The following is a 24,374-nucleotide window of genomic DNA, read 5'->3' on the forward strand; positions in this document are numbered from 1 at the left end:
GCGTCACCGTGGCCCTACTTGCGACGAATTCCGATCCGTTGACCAATCTGTGACGCCGGTTCCAAAGACTTGTGATCCTCGACCATCTGCATCAGGCGTGCCACCGCCCAATCCGGGTAGGCCACCGAGCGACCGGTGTCGTGGCTGACATTCATAAACAAAGCCTCTTGTGTGGCGCAGACATGACCATCTGAGGTCGAGATCATCTGTGCAAAATAGTGACCTCTTTTGGGGTCGGCGTCCAACATTCGAAAGTGAAAGTGGAACTGCGTGTCTTGGGTAATCTCGCGCAGAAAATGCAGGTGCGACTGGATGATGTACGGGCCCTGCCCCAACGCGTTGACCTGCAGCTCCCCCAACCCGAGGTGATCCACCATTAGTATCTCAAGCGCCATGTCGAAAGCCACACCGTAGTATCCGACATTCATGTGGCCATTGTAGTCGATCCAAGCGGGGTCCACCGCTCCTCCGCGGATTTCAACCGGCGCCGGATACGGACCGTCATGTCCACCCAAAGACGTGTTCGCCATCTGTGTTCCCCTCGTTCAGGCGTATACATCAAGGCGACATGCGGGCCGAAAGTCCAGCTTTGACACGCAAAAGGGCGGCCTATTTAGGGCCGCCCTATGTGTTTTAGCAGGCTGAAAGGTTACTCTGCCGCAATGGCATCCTCGATCTTTTCGACGCGAATGGCCGAGAATTTAAACTCGGGGATTTTGCCATAAGGATCGATGGCAGAGTTGGTCAGGATATTCGCCGCAGCCTCGACATAGGCAAACGGTATGAACACCATATCCTCGGCAATCGCGCGATCGGCCCGCACCATGATCTCGATCGAACCACGGCGTGTAGTCAGGCGGATCGTTTCACCCGGTTCGATCCCCATCAGCTTCAGCTGACGCGTATTCATCGAACAGTTCGCCTCGGGCTCTACCGCGTCAAGCACCGTAGCGCGCCGGGTCATCGACCCAGTGTGCCAGTGTTCCAACTGACGGCCTGTGGTGGCGATCATTGGGTATTCGTCATCGGGCGCTTCATCCGGCGGGATCACGCTGGCCGGGGTGAACTTCGCGCGGCCGTCAGCACGGGGGAAACCATCACCAAACACGATCGCCTGACCCGGATCAGTTTCACTGAGCGACGGATAGGTGATCGTCTCGGTTTCAAGCCGCTCCCAGGTAATGTTGTCGAGCGACGCCATGGTCAGCTTCATCTCATCAAACACCTGCGACACATCCGTGTAATCCCAGTTCAGCCCAATGCGCTGTGCCAGCTCAACCGTGATCTTCCAGTCCTCGCGCGCCTCGCCCGGAGGCGTCACAGCCGGACGCACCCGCTGCACCTGGCGGTTGGTGTTCGACACGGTGCCGTTCTTTTCATACAGCGCCGAGGCGGGCAGGATGATGTCGGCATAGTTCGCGGTTTCGGTCAGGAAGATGTCCTGTACGATCATCAGCTCCAGCTTGGCCAAAGCTTCCCGTGCGTGACCAACATCCGGATCGGACATGGCCGGGTTTTCGCCCTGAATATACATGCCCTTGATGTTGCCCGCATACGCCTGATCGATGATTTCGGTCACAGTCAGCCCCTTCTCGTTCGAGAAGTCGTCTGAGTTCCAGACGTTGTTGAACTTGGCCCGAATGCCGTCATCCATAACCGACTGATAATCCGGCAGGAACATTGGGATCAGACCCGCGTCAGACGCGCCCTGCACGTTGTTCTGGCCCCGCAGCGGGTGCAGACCCGCGCCGGGTTTACCAACATTGCCGGTCATCAATGCCAGCGAGATCAGGCAACGCGAATTGTCGGTGCCGTGAATGTGCTGGCTGACGCCCATACCCCAGAAGATCAGACCAGCCTTGGCCTGCGCGAAGGTACGCGCGACACGGCGCAGCTGATCTGGCTCAATGCCACAAATGGGCGCCATTGCCTCGGGCGTGAAGGCGCGCAGATGCTCTTTTTCGGCTTCCCAGTTCTCGGTCCAGCGGTGGATGTACTGGCTGTCGTACAGCTCTTCCTCGACGATCACGTTCATGATCGCGTTGAGCATCGAGACATCAGCGCCGGGACGGAACTGCAGCATTTCATCCGCAAACTTTCGCATCCCGACACCGCGCGGGTCCATCACGATCAGCTTGCCACCTCGTTTGGTGAACTGCTTAAAGTAAGTCGCCGCGACAGGGTGGTTCTCGATCGGGTTGGCCCCGATGATGATAACCACATCCGAGTTCTCGACCTCGTTGAAGGTCGCGGTCACAGCGCCCGAGCCCACGTTTTCGATCAGTGCCGCCACGGACGACGCGTGGCACAAACGGGTGCAGTGATCGACGTTGTTGTGCTTGAAGCCCTGACGAATGAACTTCTGGAACAGATAGGCTTCTTCATTGGTGCATTTGGCCGAGCCAAAGCCAGCGACGTTGCGCGGATCTTCATCACGCAGCGCCTTCAGCTTGGTGGCCGCCAGATCCATTGCCTCTTCCCAAGTCGCCTCGCGGAAATGGGTCGACAGATTACCCGGATCGACGTTCAGGCCCTTTTCTGGCGCACCCTCACGACGGATCAGCGGCTTGGTCAGGCGGTGCGGGTGGTGGATATAGTCAAAGCCAAAGCGGCCTTTGACACACAGGCGACCTTCGTTCGCAGGACCGTTGATGCCCTCGACATACTTGACCTTGCCGTCCTTGACCTTCAGCGAGACTTTGCAGCCGACGCCACAGAACGGGCAGACGCTTTCGGTCTCGGAATCGTAGTCTTTGCTGTCGCCTTGCTGGTTGTCGTCCAACACAGTTGCTGGCATCAGCGCACCGGTTGGACAGGCCTGAACACATTCACCACAGGCAACACAGGTCGAATCCCCCATCGGGTCGTTCTGGTCAAACACCACCTGCGCGGTGTGTCCACGACCGGCCATGCCGATCACATCATTCACCTGCACATCGCGGCAAGCCCGGACGCAGAGGTTGCAGTTGATGCAGGCGTCCAGATTGACACGCATCGCGACATGGCTGTCATCCAACAGCGGAATTTTCGCGGCTTCTTTCGCCGGGAAGCGGCTGTCGTTGACATCGTTCAGCTTGGCCATGTCCCAGAAGTGACTGGACACATCATGCGGCTGCTCAGGCTGATCCGAGACCAGCAGTTCCATGACCATTGCGCGCGATTTCTCGGCCCGATCACTATCGGTTTTTACCACCATTCCGTCCGCAGCCGGACGGATGCACGAGGCGACCAGCGTGCGCTCGCCTTCAACTTCGACCATACAGGCGCGGCAGTTGCCATCGGGTTTGTAGCCCGGTTGCGGTTTATGGCACAGGTGCGGAATGGTGAACCCCTGCCCCTTGGCGGCTTCCCAGATGGTCCAGCCTTCGGGCACGGTGACATCATCGCCGTTCAGGTTGAAGGTGACGGTTTTGTTCGGGCTTGCATCAAGCATGGCTCTGTCTCCCTCAGATTTCGTCGGCGAAGTGTTTCATGACCAGGCGGATCGGGTTCGGGGCCGCCTGCCCCAGCCCGCAGATCGAGGCATCACCCATGACCTGACACAAATCTTCCAGCAGGTCCTGATCCCATTTGTCGGCCTGCATCAGCTTGACCGCCTTTTCGCAGCCTGCCCGGCAGGGTGTGCACTGACCGCAGCTTTCATCTTCGAAAAACCGCAGCATGTTCAGCGCCGCATCGCGGGCGGTATCCTGATCTGACAGAACCACCACGGCAGCAGAGCCGATAAACGTGCCCAACGGCTGCAGCGTGTCAAAATCCAGTGGCACATCGTCGATGGATGCGGGCAGCAGGCCCGAAGACGGCCCACCCGGTTGATAGGCCTTGAAGGTCTGCCCCGCGGCCATACCTCCGGCGGCCTCGATCACGTCCAGAATGGTCGATCCTGCGGGCAGCAGGTAAACGCCCGGCTCGGCCACGCGGCCCGAGACCGAATAGCTGCGCAGACCCTTACGGCCATTCTTTTCGGTGCTGTTCAGGCATTCCGGCCCCTCGCGGCAGACCTTGGTGACCCAGTAGAGCGTCTCGACATTGTGTACCAAGGTTGGACGATTGAAGACCCCCACCTGCGCCACGAACGGAGGGCGGTGACGCGGCAGGCCCTTTTTGCCCTCGATCGACTCGATCATCGCGGATTCTTCACCGCAGATATAGGCGCCAGCACCCCGGCGCAGATCGATATAACCTTTTTCAACGATCCCAGCCTCTTCCAACGCGGCAATCTCTCGACGCAGGATTTCCAGAACGGCCGGGTATTCGTCGCGCATGTAGATGAAGCAGGTCTCAGCCTCGACCGCCCATGCAGCGATCAGCATGCCTTCTAGAAAGACATGCGGCTGGCGCTCCAGATAATAGCGGTCTTTGAAGGTGCCGGGTTCGCCCTCATCGCCGTTCACCGCCAGATAGCGGGTACCTTCGTTCATGCGAACAAAGCCCCATTTCTTGCCCGACGGGAAGCCAGCACCACCCAGACCGCGCAGGCCCGAGGCCAGGACGTCTTCCTGCACCTTCTCCCAGTCGCCGCTGTCGCGCAGCTCTTTCAGCTTGGCGTAGCCACCGTTTTTGGCATAGGCGGCAAAGGTTTCATAGTCGGGCAGATGTGCGTGGGTGTCACTGGCGGCAATCGCGGCCTTTACCTTTTCGGGGGTCGCGTGATCGATATGGTTGTGGCCAATCTCAAGCACCGGCGCCGTATCGCAGCGTCCCATGCAGGGCGCGCGGAGGACGCGCACCTGCGATGCATCCAACCCATCCTCGAGCGCCTTTTGCAACTGCTGGGCCCCAGCCATTTCACAGGACAGGGAATCACAGACACGGATTGTCAGCGCAGGCGGAGGTGCTTCATCCTCTTTCACCACATCGAAATGGGCGTAGAAAGTGGCAGTCTCATAGATCTCGGCCTGGCCCACGCGCATCTCGACGGCCAAAGCGGCGATGTGATCGGCGCTGATATGGCCGTGTTCGTCCTGGATCAAATGCAGAAATTCAATCAGCAGATCGCGGCGGCGCGGGCGGTCGCCCAGCAGGCGCGATATCTCGGCCTGTGCCTCATCCGTGAACTGACGGCCTTTGGGCGTGTGCCGCCCTTTGCCTTTACCTGACTTCCAGACGCCCCTGGGTGCGCCTGATGGCTTGGTATCTAATGGTGCCATGATGCCCTCCGATTGAGGTTTGGTCTCTCATCAGGTTAGCATATCGTCAAATCGCATATCACTATCGCACGATAACGACAGGTTATCACCGTAAAGACGCCACGACGGCGCGCAATGCCGCAACCGTCGGCAATTCGGGATCGCGCGTGAGGGTCGCCAGACAAATCGGTTTACTTACAACAGGATCGATCAGCGGCAGTACCTTCGTGCCTTTGAGTTCTCCCAACGCCCGCACCAGAACGCGGGGCACAACGGTTGCGGCCAGACCCTCGCGGGCCATAACCATCGACGCGGTAAATCCGCTGGTTTCTGCCACCACATGCGGATGAAGACCCTGTTCTGAAAATATCCGATCCAGAATGCGCCGATTCTGCATTTGCGGCTCCAGCAGGCTGATTGGAAAATCAGCCACCCGCGCCCAGGGAATCGGCCCGGTTTCACCCGTCATGTGCGCGGGGATCAGCAGGACATAGGTCTCTTCATACAAGGGCTGAACCTGACGCAGGTCGGTGCCGATACTATCGCCATAAGTCACGCCAGCATCCAGACTGCCCTCGTCAAGCCGATGCTGAATGGCATTGGCTGACATGGTTTCGATCCGGGACAGGATGCGAGGATGGGCCTGCTGCAGCCGTTTGATCAAGCGGCCCGTAAATGCGGTCGCAGTGGGGATCACACCGAAAATCAGCGTGCCGGTGATTTCACCGCGGGTTGCCAAGACCTGCTGTTCCAGCGCTTTGGCATCATCCAGAATGCGGCGTGCCCGACGAACAATCATCTCGCCTTCTTCGGTCAGACCTTGAAACCGATTGGCGCGGCGCACGATTGACACACCCAACCGATCTTCGAGATTGCGGATGCGCATCGAAAACGCGGGCTGAGATATCCCGCATTCCTCGGCCGCTTTGGCAAAGTGTCGGTGCCGCGCCAAAGCGCTGAGCAATTGCAGGTCGCGAATCTCGATCACTCTGGGCCTCGGCGTGCTGACAGGTGGGGCAGGATAACCTTCTCTGGCTGCAGGAAAAGACCCTTATTGATCAGGTGTTGAACAAGAAGTGCATCACGTCACCGTCCTTGACAACATAACCTTTGCCTTCGGCCCGCATCTTGCCAGCCTCTTTGGCCCCCTGTTCCCCATCGGCCGCGATATAGTCGTCATAAGCGATGGTTTCAGCGCGGATGAAACCCTTTTCGAAATCACCATGAATAACACCAGCCGCCTGTGGCGCGACCGTTCCTGTCCGAATGGTCCACGCACGGGCCTCTTTCGGGCCAACAGTGAAATAGGTTTCCAGCTTGAGCAAATCGTAACCGGCGCGGATCAGGCGGTCGAGACCAGGTTCTTCCAGACCCATCTCCTCAAGGAACATCTGGGCTTCGTCCTCTTCCAGCAGGCTGATCTCTTCTTCGATCTTGGCGCTGATGATGACGTGAGAATTGCCCTGTGCAGCGGCCATTTCAGCGACGCGGGTCGAATATTCATTTCCCTCCGCCGCTTCTTCTTCCGACACGTTGCAGACATAAAGCACAGGCTTTGTCGTCAGCAGCTGCAGCATCTTCCAGGCTTTTGAATCCTCATCGCTGACCTCGACCAGACGCGCGGGTCTGCCACTTTCCAGCATTGCCTGCGCTTCGGCCAACAGACGTTCCTGCTGCTGGGCTTCCTTGTCGTTGCCTTTAAGCTTGCGCACCAAGTTTGCGCGGCGTTTTTCAATACTTTCCAGATCCGCCAGCATCAGTTCAGTCTCGATGGTATCAGCATCTGCCACCGGATCGACGCGCCCGTCGACATGGGTCACATCACCATCTTCGAAACATCGCAGGACATGAGCTATTGCGTCGGTTTCGCGGATGTTGGCCAGAAACTGATTGCCCAGCCCTTCCCCCTGCGAGGCGCCTTTGACCAGACCTGCAATATCCACAAAAGTCATCCTTGTCGGGATGATCTGTTTCGAGCTTGCAATCGCCGCCAGCTTGTCCAGCCGATCATCAGGCACGGCCACGTCGCCCACATTGGGTTCAATCGTGCAGAACGGGAAATTCGCAGCCTGAGCGGCCGCGGTTTTGGTCAGCGCGTTGAAGAGGGTCGATTTGCCCACATTCGGCAAACCCACAATTCCCATTTTAAAGCCCATGGTGGTCTCCTGATGCCATTCGCGGCTGCTTCTAGGCAGGTCAGGCTCAATGCGCAAGCGGTTGGCAGGCAACACTCAATTGAGCCTGTTTGGACACATCACAATAATGTTCGGTAGTTTTCGATGCTTGTTTGCTTGTGTAAATCTGAAAATGCGCTTTAAAGTCACCACTTAGCGAACGACATCAACAACAAATTGCGTATAGATTGATATGAAGACACTCCTTTTAGTTTCCGCTGTGGCCATTGGCGCCGCGACCGCTGCGCCTGCGCAATCCATCATATTTGGCGCTGGATATGCAGATTATTCGGACAGTATGTCCGAGGATCAGGCTATTTTGTCCCTGGAATACCAACACAGTCCCTTTCATCAAGCGACGCGGTTCAGTGCCACTTGGGGTGCTGCTTTGTCGGTCGACGCTGATGGCGACACACATATTGGCGCTGGGCTGATCGGCGTCTATACGCTGGGTGATCGCTGGTTTGTCGAGGGCAGCGTCATGCCCGGGTATTATGACGAAGGAAATGATCTGAACGATCTGGGCGGTAGCTTTCAGATCCGCAGCCTGCTGGGCCTTGGCTATACCTTGAACAGCGGCAACAAGATTTCGGTCGCGGTGACACATAAATCCAATGCCAGCACCCAGGACGAAAATCCCGGGGTGAACGCTCTTTTGCTGCGGTATCATTACGCGTTCTAATCCATTCGCAACGAGGCGGGATTGATTTTCGGTCAAAGTTTCTGCACATCAGGTCCAAACCTGTTTGCAAGGACATCTGATGAGCCGTATCGACGCAAAGTTTGCCGCACTGAAAGCCGAGGGCAAAAAAGCCTTTGTCGCCTATATCATGGCCGGAGACCCTGACTATGAAACCTCGCTTGAGGTGGTCAAGGGTTTGCCGGGAGCTGGTGTCGATGTGATCGAGCTGGGCCTGCCCTTCACCGACCCAATGGCCGATGGCCCCACGATTCAACTGGCGGGACAACGCGCATTGGACGGCGGCATGACGTTGCAGCGCACGTTGGATTTGGCGCGCACCTTCCGTGAGACCGACGACACCACGCCGATTGTTTTGATGGGATATTACAATCCAATCTATAGCCGCGGCGTTGATACGTTCCTTACGGATGCAAAAGCTGCCGGTATCGACGGGCTGATTGTTGTCGACCTGCCACCTGAAGAAGATGACGAGCTGTGCCTGCCTGCACAGGCCGCCGGATTGAACTTCATCCGTCTGGCGACACCAACAACAGATGACAAGCGCCTGCCCCGTGTTTTGCAGAACACGTCGGGCTTCGTTTATTACGTGTCAATCACGGGTATTACCGGCGCGGCCGAGGCAGAAGCTCAGGATGTCGGACCCGAGGTTGCGCGGATCAAATCGCAGACCGACCTGCCAGTAATCGTCGGATTCGGCATCAATACACCGGAAAAGTCACGTACCATTGCAAGTGTGGCAGATGGGGCTGTTGTGGGCTCGGCCATTGTCGGTCAAATCGGGGCCGGAAAGCCGGTCGCCGAAGTGCTAGAGTTTGTGAAGACCCTATCTGACGGAGCTCACTCGGCCTAAGCCTCTAACAACAACTTCAAACGCTTCTTTAGCCGCAGTTTGCCTCAGGCCAGCTGCGGTTTTTGATATCCGGACAGCGTTGCGGCTGGTCGAAAAAATTGGTAACAAAACCTAACCAATATCATCAAGGCCGTGTGCAATGACCGTCATCACCACAATCGAAGACCTGAAACGCATCTACCAACGCCGCGTCCCCCGGATGTTCTATGACTACGCCGAAAGCGGAAGCTGGACGGAACAAACGTTTCGGGAAAACACCTCGGATTTCGAGAAGATTCGCCTGCGCCAGCGGATCGCAGTGGATATGGCCGGGCGTTCAACGGCGTCTCAGATGATTGGCGAGGACGTTTCGATGCCCGTGGCGCTTGCGCCTGTGGGCCTGACCGGGATGCAGCACGCCGATGGCGAAATGAAAGCTGCCAAAGCCGCTGAGAAGTTCGGCGTGCCCTTTACCCTTTCAACAATGTCGATCAATTCGATCGAAGATGTGGCAGGCCACACCGACAAACCGTTCTGGTTTCAGTTGTACACTATGAAAGACGAAGACTATGTCAGCCGTCTGATCCAACGCGCCAAGGATGCAAAATGTTCGGCGCTGGTGATTACGCTGGACCTGCAGATCTTGGGGCAACGTCACAAGGACCTAAAAAACGGGTTGTCCGCCCCGCCGAAACTGACCGCAAAAACCATCGCAAACCTGATGACCAAATGGGCTTGGGGCATTGAGATGCTCGGTGCCCATCGACGAGAGTTCGGAAACATAGTGGGCCATGTCGAAGGCGTCTCGGACGCTTCATCGCTGGGCGCATGGACAGCAGAGCAGTTTGATCCAAGCCTGGATTGGACCAAGGTGGAAAAACTGATGGAGCAATGGGGTGGTAAGGTCATTCTGAAAGGAATACTTGACGCCGAGGATGCCAAGATGGCGGCAAAACTGGGGGCTGATGCCATTGTTGTGTCGAACCATGGCGGTCGCCAGTTGGACGGTGCACTTAGTTCGATCCGCATGCTGCAGGAAATCCTGGATGCAGTCGGAAGCGACGTTGAGGTACACATGGACAGCGGAATCCGGTCCGGGCAGGACGTGCTGAAGGCGTTAGCTTTGGGGGCCAAAGGCACATATATCGGCCGCGCATTTGTCTATGGTCTAGGCGCTATGGGGCAAAAAGGCGTGACCACCGCGCTCGAGGTGATCGAAAAGGAATTGGACACCACGATGGCCCTGTGCGGTGAGCGAAACGTGGGCGATCTGGGGCGGCACAACCTGCTGATCCCGGAAGATTTTGGCGGGCGCTGGCAGGATTGATCCGTCTTTGCGTCTAAGCGGCTAAAAATCGCTTTCCAAACCCAATGAATCAAGCTATGGACGCCGCTTCACGCGGGTATACAGCCTTGGAGGATGCCCGCCCTAGCATTGGAGATATATCATGGCTGGTGAGATTCCTGATCTCGTAGCTCTGGAACGGACGGGGACAGGCAAGGGCGCCGCTCGTCAAACACGCCGCGACGGCATGGTTCCGGGCGTTGTATTTGGCGGCGACAAAGACCCGCTGGCAATCCAGATCCCGTTCAACGAACTGTTCAAGCGCCTGAAAGCGGGTCGGTTCAAGTCGACGCTGTGGAACCTGAAGGTTGACGGTCACGAAGACGTTCGCGTTATCTGCCGCGACGTTCAGCGTGATGTCGTCAAAGATCTGCCGACACACCTGGACCTGATGCGCCTGCGCCGGACCACCAAGATCGCGCTGTTCATCCCGGTTGAGTTTATCAACGAAGAAGAAGCTCCCGGCGTCAAGAAGGGCGGCGTTGTGACCGTTGTCCGTCCTGAAGTTGAGTTGGTTTGCACAGCAGGCGAGATCCCTGAAAAGATCACCGTTGATCTGACCGGCATGAACATCAACGACGTTGCGACCATTTCGTCTGTTGAGCTGCCAGCTGGCACCAAGCCGACCATCGACCGTGATTTCGTGATCGCCAACATCTCGGCACCGACAGGTCTGGCGACAGACGACGATGAAGAAGGTGAAGATGAAGTCGCAGCTGACGAAGTCGAAGTCGTCGGACAGGAAGAAGAAGAATAAATCCGGATACCACTATCCAGATTTTCTAACGGGGCTCTTCTTAGAGCCCCGTTTTTTGTTGCAACTTCGATGATCAACGCAGTTTTGCCTAACCGGCTTCTTCGGCCAAGCCATAGATGGCCGTAAGTCATCCCGTGATTTTCAAACCGGCCCATCTGGATTTTCGAACGAAATCCGGGCATGAGGGGGCAGACGAACTTTGACCTGTGGGGCAGCACAATGAAACTATTTGTCGGACTGGGAAATCCGGGGCAGAAATATGCCCGGAACCGGCACAATATTGGTTTCATGGCCTTGGACCAAATTGCCGAGGATCACGGGTTTGGCCCATGGAAATCAAAGTTTCAGGGCGACATCGCAGAAGGTCGGTTGGGCACTGAGAAAGTCCTGCTGCTGAAGCCGCAAACCTTCATGAACCGTTCGGGTCAGTCAGTGGGCGAAGCGATGCGTTTCTACAAGCTCGACTCAACCGACGTGACAGTTTTTCACGACGAATTGGACCTTATCCCCGGCAAGGTGCGTGTTAAGGCCGGTGGTGGTCATGCCGGGCACAATGGCTTGCGTTCCATCCACGAGCATATCGGCGCGGCCTATGACCGGGTTAGGTTGGGTATCGGGCACCCTGGTCGAAAAGAAATGGTCTCACCCTATGTGCTTAGTGATTTTGCGAAGTCCGAGGGCGACTGGCTAAGCGCGGTATTGCGCGGTGTTTCGGACGGCGCCAATCATTTGGCACAGGATGAAGGCGGGAAATTCATGAACGCCGTCGCCTTGCGCACAGCACCGGCGCGGTCATCCAAGACCCCTGCGCCCGCCAAAACCGATTCTAAACCTGAAGCAAAGCCAGAACCGCTGAGCGACGATCGTTCAACCATGCAGAAGCTTCTGGACAAGTTCAAATAGGCGCGCCTCACCTTTCCGTAACGTCTTGATTGCGGATTGAACCGTCCCGCGTTCCAATGCTGAGCGAAGAGGGAGGCATCATATGAGAACGGTTATCAAGTGGCTGCTGCGGATTGTTCTGGCATTGGTGCTGGCCGCAGTTGTTGTCGGTGCTTGGAAACGCGAAGAAATACAGCGCCTGATGGCCGTGAACTCGCTGTTCTACGAAGAAAAGATTGTCCACAACTTTTCGCATATGAACGAGGCTTTCCTGACAGTTGATTTGCCGCGCGGCAATGCCCCGACGTCCGAGCTGTCATATGGTGCCGGCTTTGAGCTGCCCGAAGGCACCGATACCTGGATTGATGAACGATCCGTCACATCCTTGCTGATAATGCAGGACGGGCGCATTCGGTTCGAAGAATACTACTTAGGCACTTCGCCCGAAGACCGGCGGATCTCGTGGTCAGTTGCCAAAAGCTATCTGTCGGCCCTGCTCGGGGTTCTGATAGACGAAGGCGCGATCGCGTCGCTGGACGATCGGGTCGTCGATTACGCTCCTCAGTTGAACGGCAGCGCTTACGAAGACGCAACGATCCGAAATGTGCTGAACATGGCCAGCGGCGTCACCTTTGACGAAGACTACCTGGATCCGAAATCAGACATCAACCGTATGGGCCGTGTCGTCGCGCTGGGTGGAGAGCTGGATGATTTTGCAGCCTCGTTGCAGGACAGCTTCGCGAACCCGGGCGAAACCTGGCAATACGTGTCGATCGACACTCATGTGATTGGCATGGTGATCCGCGGCGCAACGGGGCGCAGCGTGTCCGAGCTGTTGACCGAAAAGATCACTGAACCACTCGGACTCGAACGCGATGGTTACTACATCACTGACGGGGCTGGAGTGGCATTTGTGCTGGGCGGATTGAACTTTACTACCCGAGATTTTGCCCGTTTCGGACAAATGATCCTACAAAATGGCACCCATAACGGGCAACAACTTGTGCCAGCAGAATGGATCGCCGACGCTACGCGAGCCAGCGCACCAACCAAACCTGACCAGACAGGTTATGGCTATCAATGGTGGATACCGGTTGGCGCGCAGGATGGAGAGTTCCTAGCCCGCGGTGTCTATGGGCAATACATTTACTTTGATCAACCTCGCGGTGTGCTGATCGTCTCAACCGGGGCGGATCGAAAATTCCGTGAGCCGGGTGTAAATAATCAGAATATCGAAATGTTCCGCAATATCGCCCGAAACCTGTAAGATGCATCTATGCAAAAGCAAGACAGTGTAAACGTACTGGGGGGCGTGTTGGCCCCCTGCTCCCGCGATCCGCTGACGGGTTTCTTTCGGGATGGGGCCTGCAACACCTGCCCCGAAGATCAAGGCAGCCATACCGTGTGCGCCGTCATGACTGCCGAGTTCTTGGCGTTTTCAAAATATGTCGGCAATGACCTGAGCACACCCAGGCCCGAGTTCGATTTTGCCGGCCTCAACCCCGATGACAGTTGGTGCCTGTGCGCCAGCCGATTTCTGCAGGCCCATGACGAAGGGTGCGCGCCCAAAGTGCATCTGGAGGCCACCCATAAGCGCGCATTGGATATTGTGCCGCTGACTATTCTGCAGCAACACTCCGTCAACGTGGATTGACGCCTGGTTCAGAATACTCTCTATGGCCCATAGCCAGCCAACATTCTTTTCAGCCAGCCTAAATGATGAACGAATGAGGTTTGACATGAGCTTTATTGCTATGAACCGCTTCAAGGTCCGTCCGGGCAGCGAAGCAGATTTCGAACACGTCTGGAAAGAGCGTCAGAGCCGCCTGAACGAACTACCGGGATTTCAGGAATTCCGTTTGCTGAAAGGGCCGGAAGGGGACGCTTATCGCCTTTACTCCAGCCATGTCATCTGGGACCGCCGCGAAGACTTCGAGGCATGGACCAAATCGGAACAGTTCCGCGATGCGCATAGAAACGCCGGAAACAGCAACACCCAATCCGCCCTGATGGGTCCACCGCAGTTCGAGGGGTTCGAAACCGTCCTACACGAAGGCTGACAAGGTCCTGAAAACCGAACGGGACTGGTTACGGGATTGTTAGTTTCTCATCAAAACCATCGACACAAGTCGATCTGGCGCTTAAACCGCTCTAGCCAAGTATCCCCGAGACGTACGCGACGGCGGGCCAGTCGGGAAACTGTGTTGCGCTTCCAAAAGCCAACCTGATTCTGCGAGCATCTCAGCGACTTTCTCTGGCCTGTATGAACGGTGCCGCCATTGAAACCAAATGATTGCGTTGCACCAATGCGGCTTACTGACAACGAGCCAGAGCTTGGCAGTTGGGGCCGCCAAATCGCGCATTTGGCGCAGTGCCAATATTGGATCTTGGCAGTGTTCCAAAACATGTGCGGCCAACACGCAATCAAAGGGGTCGGTTGACCGAAAATCTTCCAACCGGGTTTTGGCTGTTTCCGCAGCCATGCCCCTACGGCTCAACGCCTGCTCCGCACGCATTAGCATCTTGCCGGAGGGTTCCATCAAGGTGACCCGACCCTCAGAGCGTATTACTGCGCGCGCTTCGGCAAAGGCGCCAGTACCGCACCCGACGTCCAGTGCATTGTAACCAAGGTCCTCAGGCGACCCCCCCGAGAGAAATCCTAAATACGCGTCGAAGTAGCCAAGCAGCCGCATCTTGTCCGCCCACCCGTGGGCGGCGGCGTCATATTTCTGGTCAAGCCGCGCAGGGAATGATGAGGAGGAATCGCCCATGCCACAAAGCCTGGCACGAAACGCACCGGAGGGCAAAGCCCGGATGGGCTCAGCCGGCGGAACGTCCTTCGGTATCCGACATGTCAAAGTTCAGGTACTTGGCAACCGTCTGCACATCCTTATCACCGCGTCCACACATGTTCATGCAGATGATGTGATCCTTTGGCAGTTCAGGCGCGATTTTCATCACATGGGCAAGGGCGTGGCTGGGTTCCAAGGCCGGGATAATGCCTTCGGTCGCACAGCACAGCTGGAATGCCTCCAGCGCCTCGACATCGGTGATCGAGACATATTGCGCACGGCCAATTTCATGCAGCCACGAATGTTCTGGCCCGATGCCGGGATAGTCCAGACCAGCCGAGATCGAATACCCTTCGAGAATCTGGCCATCATCGTCCTGCAAAAGATAGGTTCGATTGCCATGCAGAACCCCTGGACGCCCCCCTGTCAGCGAGGCGCAGTGCTCCATCTTTTCGTTAACGCCTTTGCCACCTGCTTCAACGCCAATGATGTTCACGGATTTGTCGTCCAAGAACGGATAAAACAGGCCCATCGCGTTCGACCCGCCACCGATGGCGGCAATGATCGTGTCAGGCAGACGGCCTTCGGCCCTATGCATCTGTTCCTTGGCTTCTTTGCCGATGATCGATTGGAAATCGCGAACCATCGCCGGATAAGGGTGCGGGCCCGCCACTGTGCCGATGCAATAGAACGTGTCGCGCACGTTGGTGACCCAATCGCGCAGCGCATCATTCATTGCATCTTTCAGCGTCCCACGGCCCGAGGTTACCGGAATCACCTCGGCCCCCAGCAAGCGCATGCGGAACACGTTTGGTGCTTGGCGCTGCACGTCATGCGCGCCCATATATACCACGCATTTCAGACCAAATTTGGCGCAGACCGTGGCCGTTGCCACTCCGTGCTGCCCGGCGCCCGTTTCAGCAATGATCCGGGTCTTACCCATGCGACGCGCCAAGATGATCTGACCAAGCACATTGTTGATCTTGTGGGCGCCCGTATGGTTTAGCTCATCCCGCTTAAGGTAAATTTTCGCACCACCCAGATGATCGGTCAGGCGTTCGGCGAAATACAGTGGTGAGGGTCGGCCTACATAGTTGGCCCAGAGATCATCCATCTCAGCCCAGAATGTCGCGTCGTCCTTGGCCTTCTCATACTCTTCTTCCAGTGACAGGATCAGCGGCATCAGCGTTTCGCTTACGAACCGCCCGCCAAAAATGCCGAAGCGCCCCTGCTCGTCAGGACCGGACATGAAGGAATTGAAAAGATCGTTGGCCATGGGTGACTCCCTCGTCGTACGTGTTGTTCATAGGAGGTGACGGCAGGATTTGCCATCGCAAAACGCATCATTCCGCAGCGCGAATATGCTGACACCAATAGCGTAAGGCCAGTTCCGCAGACGGAATCTCGCTGCATTCAAAATGAAAGAACCTGTTCACCTGTGCCAGGCGGTTTGCGGCCAGCATCACACGCCGGTGCGGGCCGGATTGCGCGTATGCCCGCATCGCTTCGGCATCACGCCAAACACTCAGCGAGAAATAAAGTGCGTCCTGACGAAAAACTTCAGCATGCATACACAGATGATCGTCCTGCGCCTGGCGCAGAGCCCGATTGGCCCGCCAGTAGAACTCGGGTGCAGAGTACCAGTGTTTCAAAGACAAACCGCCGATCGCCGCCAGCATCATGATCCCCCCTGTTCAAGGGATACGCGGGGCAGTTTGGGTCAGATCACTTTAGAGCCGCTGCAAAAGCGCTGATCAGGCCAACGTCTTTGACGCCCGGCGCGCTTTCCACGCCAGACGAAACATCGACCTGCCGCGCACCGGTCATTCGAACCGCCTCGGCTACGTTGTCAGGCGTCAATCCGCCGGCCAGCATCCACGGCCGCTGCCAGTATTTTCGCCCGGCCAGCAATCGCCAATCAAATGCCAGCCCATTGCCCCCCGGCAATTCCGAGTTGCGGGGCGGTTTAGCATCGACCAGCAACTGATCGGCCACTTCGGAGAACAGATCAATGGCCGTTAAATCTTCGGCCTCTGCGATGCCGATGGCCTTCATCACCGGAAGTCCAAAACGCTCTCGTATCTCAGCCACACGGTCGGGGCTCTCCTTGCCATGCAGCTGCAACATGTCCAAAGGGACCGTCGAGACGATACGGTCCAGGTCTTCATCTGTCGCATTCACCACCAAGGCGACCTTTGCGACGCCGGCAGGAACCAATTGCGCCAGGTCGGCTGCGGTTTGCAATTGAAGATGTCGTGGCGATTTCGGGAAGAAGACAAACCCAACATAGCCAGCCCCGGCCTCTACCGCAGCGCGCACATGTTCGGGTGCGGTCAGACCGCAAATTTTGAGCCTTACATCATCGGACATTGAGCGGCCTCAGCTAGCCTCGTCCAGCAGCGCCAGAACGTCGTCCTGACCTTCATTCTGCTTTTTCTTGAGCTTTTTGACTTCGCGCTCAAGCTTGCGCACTTCACTTTTCTTGGCGGTCGCGTCGCGACGATGCTTATGTTCGCGCAGCCATTCCCAAAGGAAGCCGATGACAAGACCGGCAACCACACCACCCAGAACCACCACAAACAGCGGTAAGGATGTTGCCAGGTTAAAGCCCAAAAGCTCAGCCAGAGCGTCAGGCATCAGTTTCAGTTCCACTGACTGAACATTTGCCAACGACACTGAAATCAGGATGATTCCAAGCACCGCCAGAAAAGCATATCGAAGATAGCGCATCATAACGTCAGGCTTTACCGTTCAATCGATCCCTGAGCAACTTGCCAGTCTTAAAAAAAGGTACACATTTTTCTTCGACCTGAACGGTTTCCCCTGTCCGAGGATTACGGCCAACGCGGGCGTCCCGTTTCTTAACGGAAAACGCGCCAAACCCGCGCAGTTCGACTCGGTCGCCCCGCGCCATGGAATCTGTGACTTCTTCAAAAACGGTATTCACGATCCGCTCGACATCGCGCTGATAGAGATGCGGGTTTTCGTCGGCGATTTTTTGAATCAATTCTGAACGGATCATACGTGATACCCTCCCAGGCGGCCGGTTTAACATGTCTATTGTTCTGACAGTATAGGAAAAAACCCGGAACGGGGGAACGTAAAGTCTTCACCTCAGAGGATCATTTTTGCTCAAACTCACGCGAATCTTTGCCGGTCGGCGGTATTTCCACACGTAATACGTGAATGATAGCCAAGTTAAGCCGAGATTTCAGAACATATTGATTCGCAACAAAAACGGCCCCGCGCTGCTGCGCGGGGCCGAGAATTCGTCTTCAAGACGCTGCCTTAGCTTAGTCGCCAGATTTCAGCGCCGCGCCCAGGATGTCGCCCAGCGACGCGCCCGAGTCGGAGGAACCGTACTGTTCCACGGCCTCTTTCTCCTCGGCGATTTCGCGTGCCTTGATCGACAGGCCAAGACGACGGGTCTTGCTGTCAACATTGGTGACGCGAACGTCGATCTTGTTACCGACCGAGAAGCGCTCGGGGCGCTGTTCGGCGCGGTCACGCGACAGATCGGAACGGCGGATAAAGGACTTCATGCCTTCGTATTCCACCTCGATGCCGCCATCTTCGATCGCAGTAACTTCGACAGTGATGATCGAGCCACGCTTCACGCCGCCCACGGCTTCGGCGAACTTGTCACCGCCAAGGGCTTTGATCGACAGCGAGATACGCTCTTTCTCGACATCCACTTCAGACACAACGGCCTGTACCACGTCGTTCTTGTGGTAGTTCTGGATGGCATCCTCGCCACGTTCGTCCCAGGACAGGTCCGACAGGTGAACCATGCCGTCGATGTCGCCTTCGAGGCCAATGAACAGACCGAATTCAGTGATGTTCTTGACTTCGCCTTCGACTTCGGTGCCCTCGGGGTGTGTTTCTGCAAACACTTCCCATGGGTTGCGCTGAGTCTGCTTCAGGCCCAGGGAAACGCGGCGCTTCGCACCGTCGATTTCCAAAACCATGACGTCAACTTCTTGGCTGGTCGAAACGATTTTGCCGGGGTGGACGTTTTTCTTGGTCCAGGACATCTCGGACACGTGTACCAGACCTTCTACACCAGCTTCCAGCTCGACGAACGCGCCGTAGTCGGTGATGTTGGTAACGCGACCCTGATGGACCGAGCTGAGCGGGTACTTGGCAGCAACCAGATCCCACGGATCGTCCTGCAGCTGCTTCATGCCCAGGCTGATACGGTGAGTTTCCTTGTTGATCTTGATGACCTGTACGTTGATGGTCTCGCCGATCGTCAAGATCTCGGACGGGTGGTTCACACGACGCCACGCCATATCGGTAACATGCAGCAGGCCGTCAACGCCGCCCAGGTCAACAAATGCACCGTATTCGGTGATGTTCTTGACCACGCCTTCGACGGTCTGACCTTCGGTCAGGTTGCCGATAACTTCAGCGCGCTGTTCGGCACGTGATTCTTCCAGGATTGCGCGACGCGAAACAACGATGTTGCCACGACGGCGGTCCATTTTTAGAATCTGGAACGGCTGCTTCAGACCCATCAGCGGGCCTGCGTCACGCACGGGGCGAACATCAACCTGCGAACCGGGCAGGAACGCAACGGCGCCACCCAGATCGACGGTGAAGCCACCTTTGACGCGGCCAAAGATTGCACCTTCGACGCGCTGATCGTCGGCATATGCTTTTTCCAGACGGTCCCATGCCTCTTCACGGCGGGCCATCTCACGAGAGATGACGGCTTCGCCACGGGCGTTTTCTGCGGCGCGCAGGTAAACTTCTACCTCGTCACCAACAGCGATTTCAGGGGCTTCGCCGGGGTTTGCGAATTCTTTCAGATCAACGCGGCCTTCCATTTTGTAGCCGACGTCGATGATGGCCTGGCCCGCTTCGATCGCGAGAACCTTGCCTTTGACAACAGAACCCTCTTCGGGCGTGTCCATTTCGAAGCTTTCGTTCAGGAGGGCTTCGAATTCCTCCATGGTTGTATCAGCCATCTGGCAGTGTTTTCCTTTACAATACGTTTTTACTGGCCGAGCGGTTGTCTCCGCCGGTCTTGTTTCATGATGCCACCAGACGTGATCCCGGGCGTATCCGACTACACAAACACAAAGGGCCGAGGTAACCCGGCCCTGCTCAGATACGTCATCCGGACGTTGACCGCCCTTGTCGTGACAGCGCGCGTATAGGCCGTTTGACAGGATTGTGCAAGTGCAAAGCCCTGCGCTGTATGGGTTACAAGGAATTCGCCCGCCTGATTGGTTTAGGCATTCACCTCCCAGATACGTGCATCACGGCACAGCATTGACCGCTCGATCGCGTCCAGCCGTGCCAGCGCCGCCTCTGGATTGCGACCACCTCCGGCTTTTTCCCAGATTTTCAGTGCCGATGCGGGGCTCCAGGGCAGGCAAGCTTCGGCCAACCAGTGTCGTAACGTTGACGGAAGTGTATCGTAGGCCTGCATCGCGCGACCTTGACGCCTTCTGCGCTTCAGGTGGCTACGAAGGTTTCGGCCGGTTCGACGTCCACGCCATAAGTCACGTGAAGAAGCGATTGCAGCTGGCATTAACATATCTCTTTTCGGCATCGATTTAGGATATGTTATTATATTTCGTTTTCGGCGTGATCAAGAGGCATCACTCCTATCATCAACGCTGATGGTATCCCCTGCGGTTGCTTGGGCTTCCTCGCCTTTTTACCAAATTTTCTATCAGTTCATGCTGAAGGCGGAGATTTAATACCCCGCCCCCATCTTTGCCTCAGAAAACGCTCAGAACGGAGCGCAATGAACTTTTAGAAGAGTTGCAAATCCTTCGCGCCGCTTTGGATTTCGGCGAAGTTCGGCATGTTCTGGATGGCCACAGGTGCTGGCACCACGCCCGGCATCGCCACCGTCGGTTTCATCGCCGCCGCCATGCCACAGGCTGGTTGCTTCAACTCCCCTCGGATATCGCGCAGCAGCGTTTTGTGATCCGGCATCGTTTTGAGTATCTGCGCAAGGTCCACTTTCGCGCCCTTCCACCAATGGAACCAAATCGGTTTCTTCAATGGTCGCAGACGATCTCGGATGCCAGTACCATAGCCCGTGTCATAGACCTGCTTGCCCAAAAGAACCGTCTGATAAACGCGGAAGTTAAACAGCGTGGCGAACTCGATGTCATTTTCCAAGGGCAGGCGGTGCTGCCACAATTCCAAGTTCTCGGCCAACCGATCCGGTATCTTCATCTCGGTGCGTGCGTCGATCCAATATTGATCGTCCGTGCGATTGCCCAATCGATAGTGCAGACAGATAAAATCCAGAACCTCGTCATAGAGGTTGTTCATCTGCCGATTATATCTTGTCCGCAGGGACGGCGCGATGTCCCGCGTGGGCAAGTGCTCGGCGAACCAGCGCACCGCATGATCAACCATATGGATCGCAGTGCTTTCCAATGGCTCAATGAACCCGCCGGACAGACCGATCGCCAGACAGTTTTTGACCCAGGCATTGCGCACACGCCCAATGCGCATCGGGATCACGCGCGGCGTCGCGCCCTTGCCGCTGTCACCCAGCCACTCAAGGTATTCATCTGCCGCCTGATCATCCGTACGATGCGCGGATGAGAACACATAGCCCGTGCCCACACGGTTATAGAGTGGCACCCGCCACGTCCAACCTGCGCCAAGTGCGGTAGACCGTGTAAGACTTTCGATCTTCTCAGGGTCGGGATGCTCGATCTGCAACGCCAAGGCGCGATCGTTGGGTAGATAATCCGAGTAGTCCATAAACGGCTCGCCAAGTGCCTGATTGATGATCAACCCGCGGAACCCGGTACAATCTATGACCATCTCGATGTCATGGCGGCCATTGCGCTCCAACATCAAATGGCTGACGTTGCCCTGCTCATCCAGCTCAACCGATTTCACCTCGTCCTGGATATGCTCCACACCACGCTTGGTGCAAACCTTGGTGAGCATGCCTGCAAATTTCACCGCATCCAGATGATACGCGTAGCCAAATCGCTGCTCAAATTCAGGCTGACCCAAAGGCCGCGCGCCTTTGCAAAGGCGGGCCAGATCGTCATGCGGCGAGATGGACTGCGTAAAATCGCGATCCCCATTACCAAAGCGCAAGAAATACTCGGCAGCCTCCAACCCCTCTAGCATCTGGCCGTGGGCAAAGGGGTTCACGTAGTCAATGCGATTGCCCTTGGCATCCTTGTTCCAATTGCAAAACTTCACACCCAGCTTGAATGACGCGTTGGTCTCGCGGAAAAAATCCCGCTCTGAAATGCCCGCCTGACGGAGTGTGACCGGCATGCGCGGCACTGTCGCCTCACCTACACCCACGGTGGCGATATTTGGGCTTTCGATCAGGCAGATGCGTGGGCGATCCTTAGGCGCCGACGTGCGGGAGAGCACCATCTCAAGGATCAGCGCGGTCATCCAACCCGCCGTTCCGCCGCCCACAATTGTGATTTTGCGCAAACGATTATTCATGTTGTTCTGTCCCTGTTGGCTTGGGAATTGTTTAGCTCCCTCCCCTTTTTGGGGCTTGTGCGGAGGCTTTCCCTTATTGCTGTACGAAACTATACCAACTTTCCTGCATCCAGCTAGGGTCTATGACACTCTGGCCTGCATGCACGTCCGGTCCTGCGATCGGCAGTGACAGACCCCACGCCCCCGGCTCCGCACAAAAGTGCGTCCCTTAGAAATCAAAAGACGGTGTCGGAGAATTGTAGTCCGGCACGTCACAACTCAGGTTTGGGAACTCAACGAGCTGTGTGTTGTACCTGTTCAATGATCTCAATGGCCTTTGCCAGGGCGGCGTTGATGCTCAACTCCGATGTGTCTAGCAGAGCGGCGTCATCTGCTGGCTTCATCGGCGCAGTACTGCGTTCAGAATCCCGTGCATCCCGTTCACGAACATCCGCAAGAACCTGACCCCGCGTTACATCAGCGCCTTTTTCCTCCAACTCAAGAAACCGGCGTTCGGCCCGAACTTCGGCGCTGGCAGTCACGAACAGTTTGACGTCCGCATTCGGGCAAATGACGGTCCCGATGTCCCGCCCGTCCAAAACGGCGCCACCGGCGCGGCGGGAAAAAGCGCGCTGAAAATCAACCAATGCGGCCCGGACTTCGGGAATAACCGCGACTTTGGATGCGGCTTGCGCAATCTCAGCTGTCCGCAGATCGCCCTGATCTAGTTCCTCGGCGGTCAAAGCATGCGCAGCTTCGACAGGGTCGAGTCCTTGTAAAGTGTGCCGTCCAACCGCGCGATACAGCAACCCTGTGTCCAGATGCGCAAACCCAAAATGCGCAGCAATGGCTTTGGATATCGTTCCCTTGCCAGCCGCGGCCGGGCCGTCGATGGCAATTGTAAAGCTCACGTGCGTTGGACCTTGGCGCCCAGCGCGGCCATCAGCGGTTCGAAGATCGGGAATGATGTGGCTATGGGGCCTCCATCATCGACGGATACCGGGGTTTTGGCCCCCATGCCCATCACCATGAAAGACATCGCGATACGGTGATCCAGAAAGCTTTCACACGTCCCGCCGCCGGTAACGCCACCAATGCCCAGACCATCGACAGACCACCAATCGTCGCCCTCGTCTACGGTCACGCCATTTGCTCGCAAACCACGCGCCATCGCGTCGATGCGGTCGCTTTCCTTGACGCGCAACTCTTTTACGCCGCCCATCGTCGTCGTGCCGGTGGCATTCGCCGCAACCACCGACAGCACCGGGTATTCGTCAATCATTGACGCGGCACGTTCTGGTGGAACCTTGATGCCCCTCATATCCGGCGAATAGCGCGCGCGCAAATCGGCAACTGGCTCGCCGCCCTCTTCGCGTTCGTTTTCATAAGTCAAATTCGCGCCCATGTCGCGCAGCGTGGCAAACAACCCGGCGCGGGTCGGGTTCAGGCCAATTCCGGGGATCAGAACGTCGGAACCGGGGGTGATCAAGGCCGCGCAAACGGGGAATGCTGCGCTGGACGGGTCACGCGGCACAGCAATCACTTGCGGTTTCAGTTCAGGACGCCCCGTCAAGGTAATCACACGGCCTTCGTCGGTGTCCTCGACGGTGATTTCTGCGCCAAACCCAGCCAACATCCGTTCGGAATGGTCTCGGGTGGCCTCTTTTTCGATCACCACAGTCTTGCCCGGGGCATTCAAACCCGCCAGCAGAACTGCAGACTTCACCTGAGCAGAAGGAACGGGCACTTCGTAGCGCACGGGAACCGGTTCAGCCGCACCTACGATGGTCATGGGAAGTCGTCCACCCGAACGCCCAACTGATTGCGTTCCAAACAAGGCCAGCGGGTCGGTGACACGCGCCATGGGGCGTTTGTTCAGGCTGGCATCGCCGGTGAACGTTGCCGATATCGGACAGGTTGCCATTGCGCCCATGATCAGGCGCACACCAGTACCGGAGTTTCCGCAGTCGATAACCTGATCAGGCTCGGCAAACCCGCCAACACCGACACCATGCACCGTCCATTCGCCGTTGCCGTCGTCCGTAACTTCGGCCCCGAAGGCGCGCATGGCTTTTGCCGTGTCCAAAACATCCTCGCCTTCCAGCAGGCCCGAGATTTTGGTCTCGCCCACAGCCATCGCGCCAAGGATCAGGGACCGGTGCGAAATCGACTTGTCGCCAGGCACCTCAGCCGTGCCGGCCAGCGGTCCGCAGGGATGAGAGGTCATCGGGATGGGCGTGCCGTGTCCGGACATGGGGGCTCCTTTTGCGCTACCGTTCTCAAGCCGATTAGCGAATTGGCCAAGTTTGGTCCAGCCTCAAAGGCTTTGTAA

The 24,374-nt window shown here is 56.8% G+C and carries 24 protein-coding genes; 8 read left to right on the forward strand and 16 right to left on the reverse strand.

The features are described 5' to 3' along the window. Positions 1–14: 14 nt before the first annotated feature. The 5 genes from Q1B13_RS17115 to ychF all read right to left on the reverse strand — a co-directional run bounded on the left by Q1B13_RS17115 (position 15) and on the right by ychF (position 7,285). Positions 15–530 carry a thioesterase family protein gene (locus Q1B13_RS17115; protein ID WP_299082517.1) on the reverse strand — a complete coding sequence of 172 codons (516 nt, stop codon included), beginning with the start codon at positions 528–530 and terminating at the stop codon, positions 15–17. Positions 531–649: 119 nt separating this feature from the next. After that, positions 650–3,433: a formate dehydrogenase subunit alpha gene (fdhF, locus tag Q1B13_RS17120; RefSeq protein WP_299082519.1), complete on the reverse strand. Its 2,784-nt coding sequence runs from the start codon at positions 3,431–3,433 to the stop codon at positions 650–652. A 13-nt stretch (positions 3,434–3,446) separates the two neighbouring features. Beyond that, positions 3,447–5,150 (reverse strand): NAD(P)H-dependent oxidoreductase subunit E, encoded by a 1,704-nt coding sequence (locus tag Q1B13_RS17125; RefSeq protein WP_299082521.1) that lies wholly within the window; start codon positions 5,148–5,150, stop codon positions 3,447–3,449. 85 nt (positions 5,151–5,235) lie between these two features. After that, positions 5,236–6,117, reverse strand: a complete 882-nt coding sequence (locus tag Q1B13_RS17130) for a LysR family transcriptional regulator (RefSeq protein ID WP_299082523.1) — start codon at positions 6,115–6,117, stop codon at positions 5,236–5,238. Between the two features lie 70 nt (positions 6,118–6,187). Then, a complete protein-coding gene (ychF, locus tag Q1B13_RS17135; RefSeq protein WP_299082525.1) occupies positions 6,188–7,285 on the reverse strand; it encodes a redox-regulated ATPase YchF in 1,098 nt (365 codons plus the stop codon). A 211-nt stretch (positions 7,286–7,496) separates the two neighbouring features. Here ychF and Q1B13_RS17140 point away from each other — a divergent pair, with 211 nt between their 5' ends. The 8 genes from Q1B13_RS17140 to Q1B13_RS17175 all read left to right on the forward strand — a co-directional run bounded on the left by Q1B13_RS17140 (position 7,497) and on the right by Q1B13_RS17175 (position 13,879). Continuing rightward, complete coding sequence (locus tag Q1B13_RS17140) at positions 7,497–7,985, forward strand: acyloxyacyl hydrolase (RefSeq protein WP_298936600.1); 489 nt, start codon at positions 7,497–7,499, stop codon at positions 7,983–7,985. A 79-nt stretch (positions 7,986–8,064) separates the two neighbouring features. Next, entirely contained in the window at positions 8,065–8,856 is a 792-nt protein-coding gene (trpA, locus tag Q1B13_RS17145; protein ID WP_299082528.1) for a tryptophan synthase subunit alpha, read from the forward strand. A gap of 139 nt (positions 8,857–8,995) precedes the next feature. Further along, positions 8,996–10,162 (forward strand): alpha-hydroxy acid oxidase, encoded by a 1,167-nt coding sequence (locus Q1B13_RS17150; protein ID WP_299082530.1) that lies wholly within the window; start codon positions 8,996–8,998, stop codon positions 10,160–10,162. A 121-nt stretch (positions 10,163–10,283) separates the two neighbouring features. Next, complete coding sequence (locus Q1B13_RS17155) at positions 10,284–10,937, forward strand: 50S ribosomal protein L25/general stress protein Ctc (protein ID WP_298936597.1); 654 nt, start codon at positions 10,284–10,286, stop codon at positions 10,935–10,937. 219 nt (positions 10,938–11,156) lie between these two features. Then, a complete protein-coding gene (gene pth / locus Q1B13_RS17160; protein WP_299082532.1) occupies positions 11,157–11,840 on the forward strand; it encodes an aminoacyl-tRNA hydrolase in 684 nt (227 codons plus the stop codon). 82 nt (positions 11,841–11,922) lie between these two features. Beyond that, positions 11,923–13,086 (forward strand): serine hydrolase, encoded by a 1,164-nt coding sequence (locus Q1B13_RS17165; RefSeq protein WP_299082534.1) that lies wholly within the window; start codon positions 11,923–11,925, stop codon positions 13,084–13,086. A 9-nt stretch (positions 13,087–13,095) separates the two neighbouring features. Beyond that, positions 13,096–13,473, forward strand: coding sequence for a DUF2237 domain-containing protein (locus Q1B13_RS17170; RefSeq protein WP_298936594.1), 378 nt, complete (start codon positions 13,096–13,098; stop codon positions 13,471–13,473). Positions 13,474–13,558: 85 nt separating this feature from the next. Then, positions 13,559–13,879 (forward strand): antibiotic biosynthesis monooxygenase, encoded by a 321-nt coding sequence (locus Q1B13_RS17175; protein ID WP_299082535.1) that lies wholly within the window; start codon positions 13,559–13,561, stop codon positions 13,877–13,879. Positions 13,880–13,960: 81 nt separating this feature from the next. Here the strand turns inward: Q1B13_RS17175 and Q1B13_RS17180 are convergent, their stop codons facing one another. The 11 genes from Q1B13_RS17180 to aroA all read right to left on the reverse strand — a co-directional run bounded on the left by Q1B13_RS17180 (position 13,961) and on the right by aroA (position 24,296). Continuing rightward, positions 13,961–14,590 carry a class I SAM-dependent methyltransferase gene (locus Q1B13_RS17180; protein WP_299082537.1) on the reverse strand — a complete coding sequence of 210 codons (630 nt, stop codon included), beginning with the start codon at positions 14,588–14,590 and terminating at the stop codon, positions 13,961–13,963. Between the two features lie 49 nt (positions 14,591–14,639). After that, a complete protein-coding gene (gene trpB / locus Q1B13_RS17185; protein WP_299082539.1) occupies positions 14,640–15,887 on the reverse strand; it encodes a tryptophan synthase subunit beta in 1,248 nt (415 codons plus the stop codon). 67 nt (positions 15,888–15,954) lie between these two features. Then, on the reverse strand, positions 15,955–16,290 hold the full coding sequence (locus Q1B13_RS17190) for a DUF3291 domain-containing protein (RefSeq protein ID WP_299800075.1): 336 nt from the start codon (positions 16,288–16,290) through the stop codon (positions 15,955–15,957). A 46-nt stretch (positions 16,291–16,336) separates the two neighbouring features. After that, positions 16,337–16,981 (reverse strand): phosphoribosylanthranilate isomerase, encoded by a 645-nt coding sequence (locus Q1B13_RS17195; RefSeq protein WP_299082543.1) that lies wholly within the window; start codon positions 16,979–16,981, stop codon positions 16,337–16,339. Between the two features lie 9 nt (positions 16,982–16,990). Next, a complete protein-coding gene (locus tag Q1B13_RS17200) occupies positions 16,991–17,341 on the reverse strand; it encodes a lipopolysaccharide assembly protein LapA domain-containing protein (protein ID WP_299082561.1) in 351 nt (116 codons plus the stop codon). Between the two features lie 7 nt (positions 17,342–17,348). Next, positions 17,349–17,633, reverse strand: a complete 285-nt coding sequence (gene ihfB / locus Q1B13_RS17205) for an integration host factor subunit beta (RefSeq protein ID WP_120634325.1) — start codon at positions 17,631–17,633, stop codon at positions 17,349–17,351. A gap of 271 nt (positions 17,634–17,904) precedes the next feature. Next, a complete protein-coding gene (gene rpsA, locus Q1B13_RS17210; protein WP_120634326.1) occupies positions 17,905–19,581 on the reverse strand; it encodes a 30S ribosomal protein S1 in 1,677 nt (558 codons plus the stop codon). Positions 19,582–19,847: 266 nt separating this feature from the next. Further along, the gene (locus Q1B13_RS17215; protein WP_299082563.1) at positions 19,848–20,150 is read right to left on the reverse strand and encodes a DUF6525 family protein; all 303 of its coding nucleotides are present in this window, start codon (positions 20,148–20,150) and stop codon (positions 19,848–19,850) included. Positions 20,151–20,377: 227 nt separating this feature from the next. Then, positions 20,378–22,063: a tryptophan halogenase family protein gene (locus Q1B13_RS17220; protein ID WP_299082565.1), complete on the reverse strand. Its 1,686-nt coding sequence runs from the start codon at positions 22,061–22,063 to the stop codon at positions 20,378–20,380. Between the two features lie 272 nt (positions 22,064–22,335). Next, positions 22,336–22,953 carry a d(CMP) kinase gene (locus Q1B13_RS17225; protein WP_299082567.1) on the reverse strand — a complete coding sequence of 206 codons (618 nt, stop codon included), beginning with the start codon at positions 22,951–22,953 and terminating at the stop codon, positions 22,336–22,338. Beyond that, positions 22,950–24,296 (reverse strand): 3-phosphoshikimate 1-carboxyvinyltransferase, encoded by a 1,347-nt coding sequence (gene aroA / locus Q1B13_RS17230; protein WP_299082569.1) that lies wholly within the window; start codon positions 24,294–24,296, stop codon positions 22,950–22,952. The genes Q1B13_RS17225 and aroA overlap by 4 nt, the downstream gene beginning before the upstream one ends. Positions 24,297–24,374 lie beyond the last annotated feature (78 nt).

The sequence above is a fragment of the uncultured Ruegeria sp. genome (assembly GCF_947489545.1).
Lineage (GTDB): Bacteria > Pseudomonadota > Alphaproteobacteria > Rhodobacterales > Rhodobacteraceae > Ruegeria.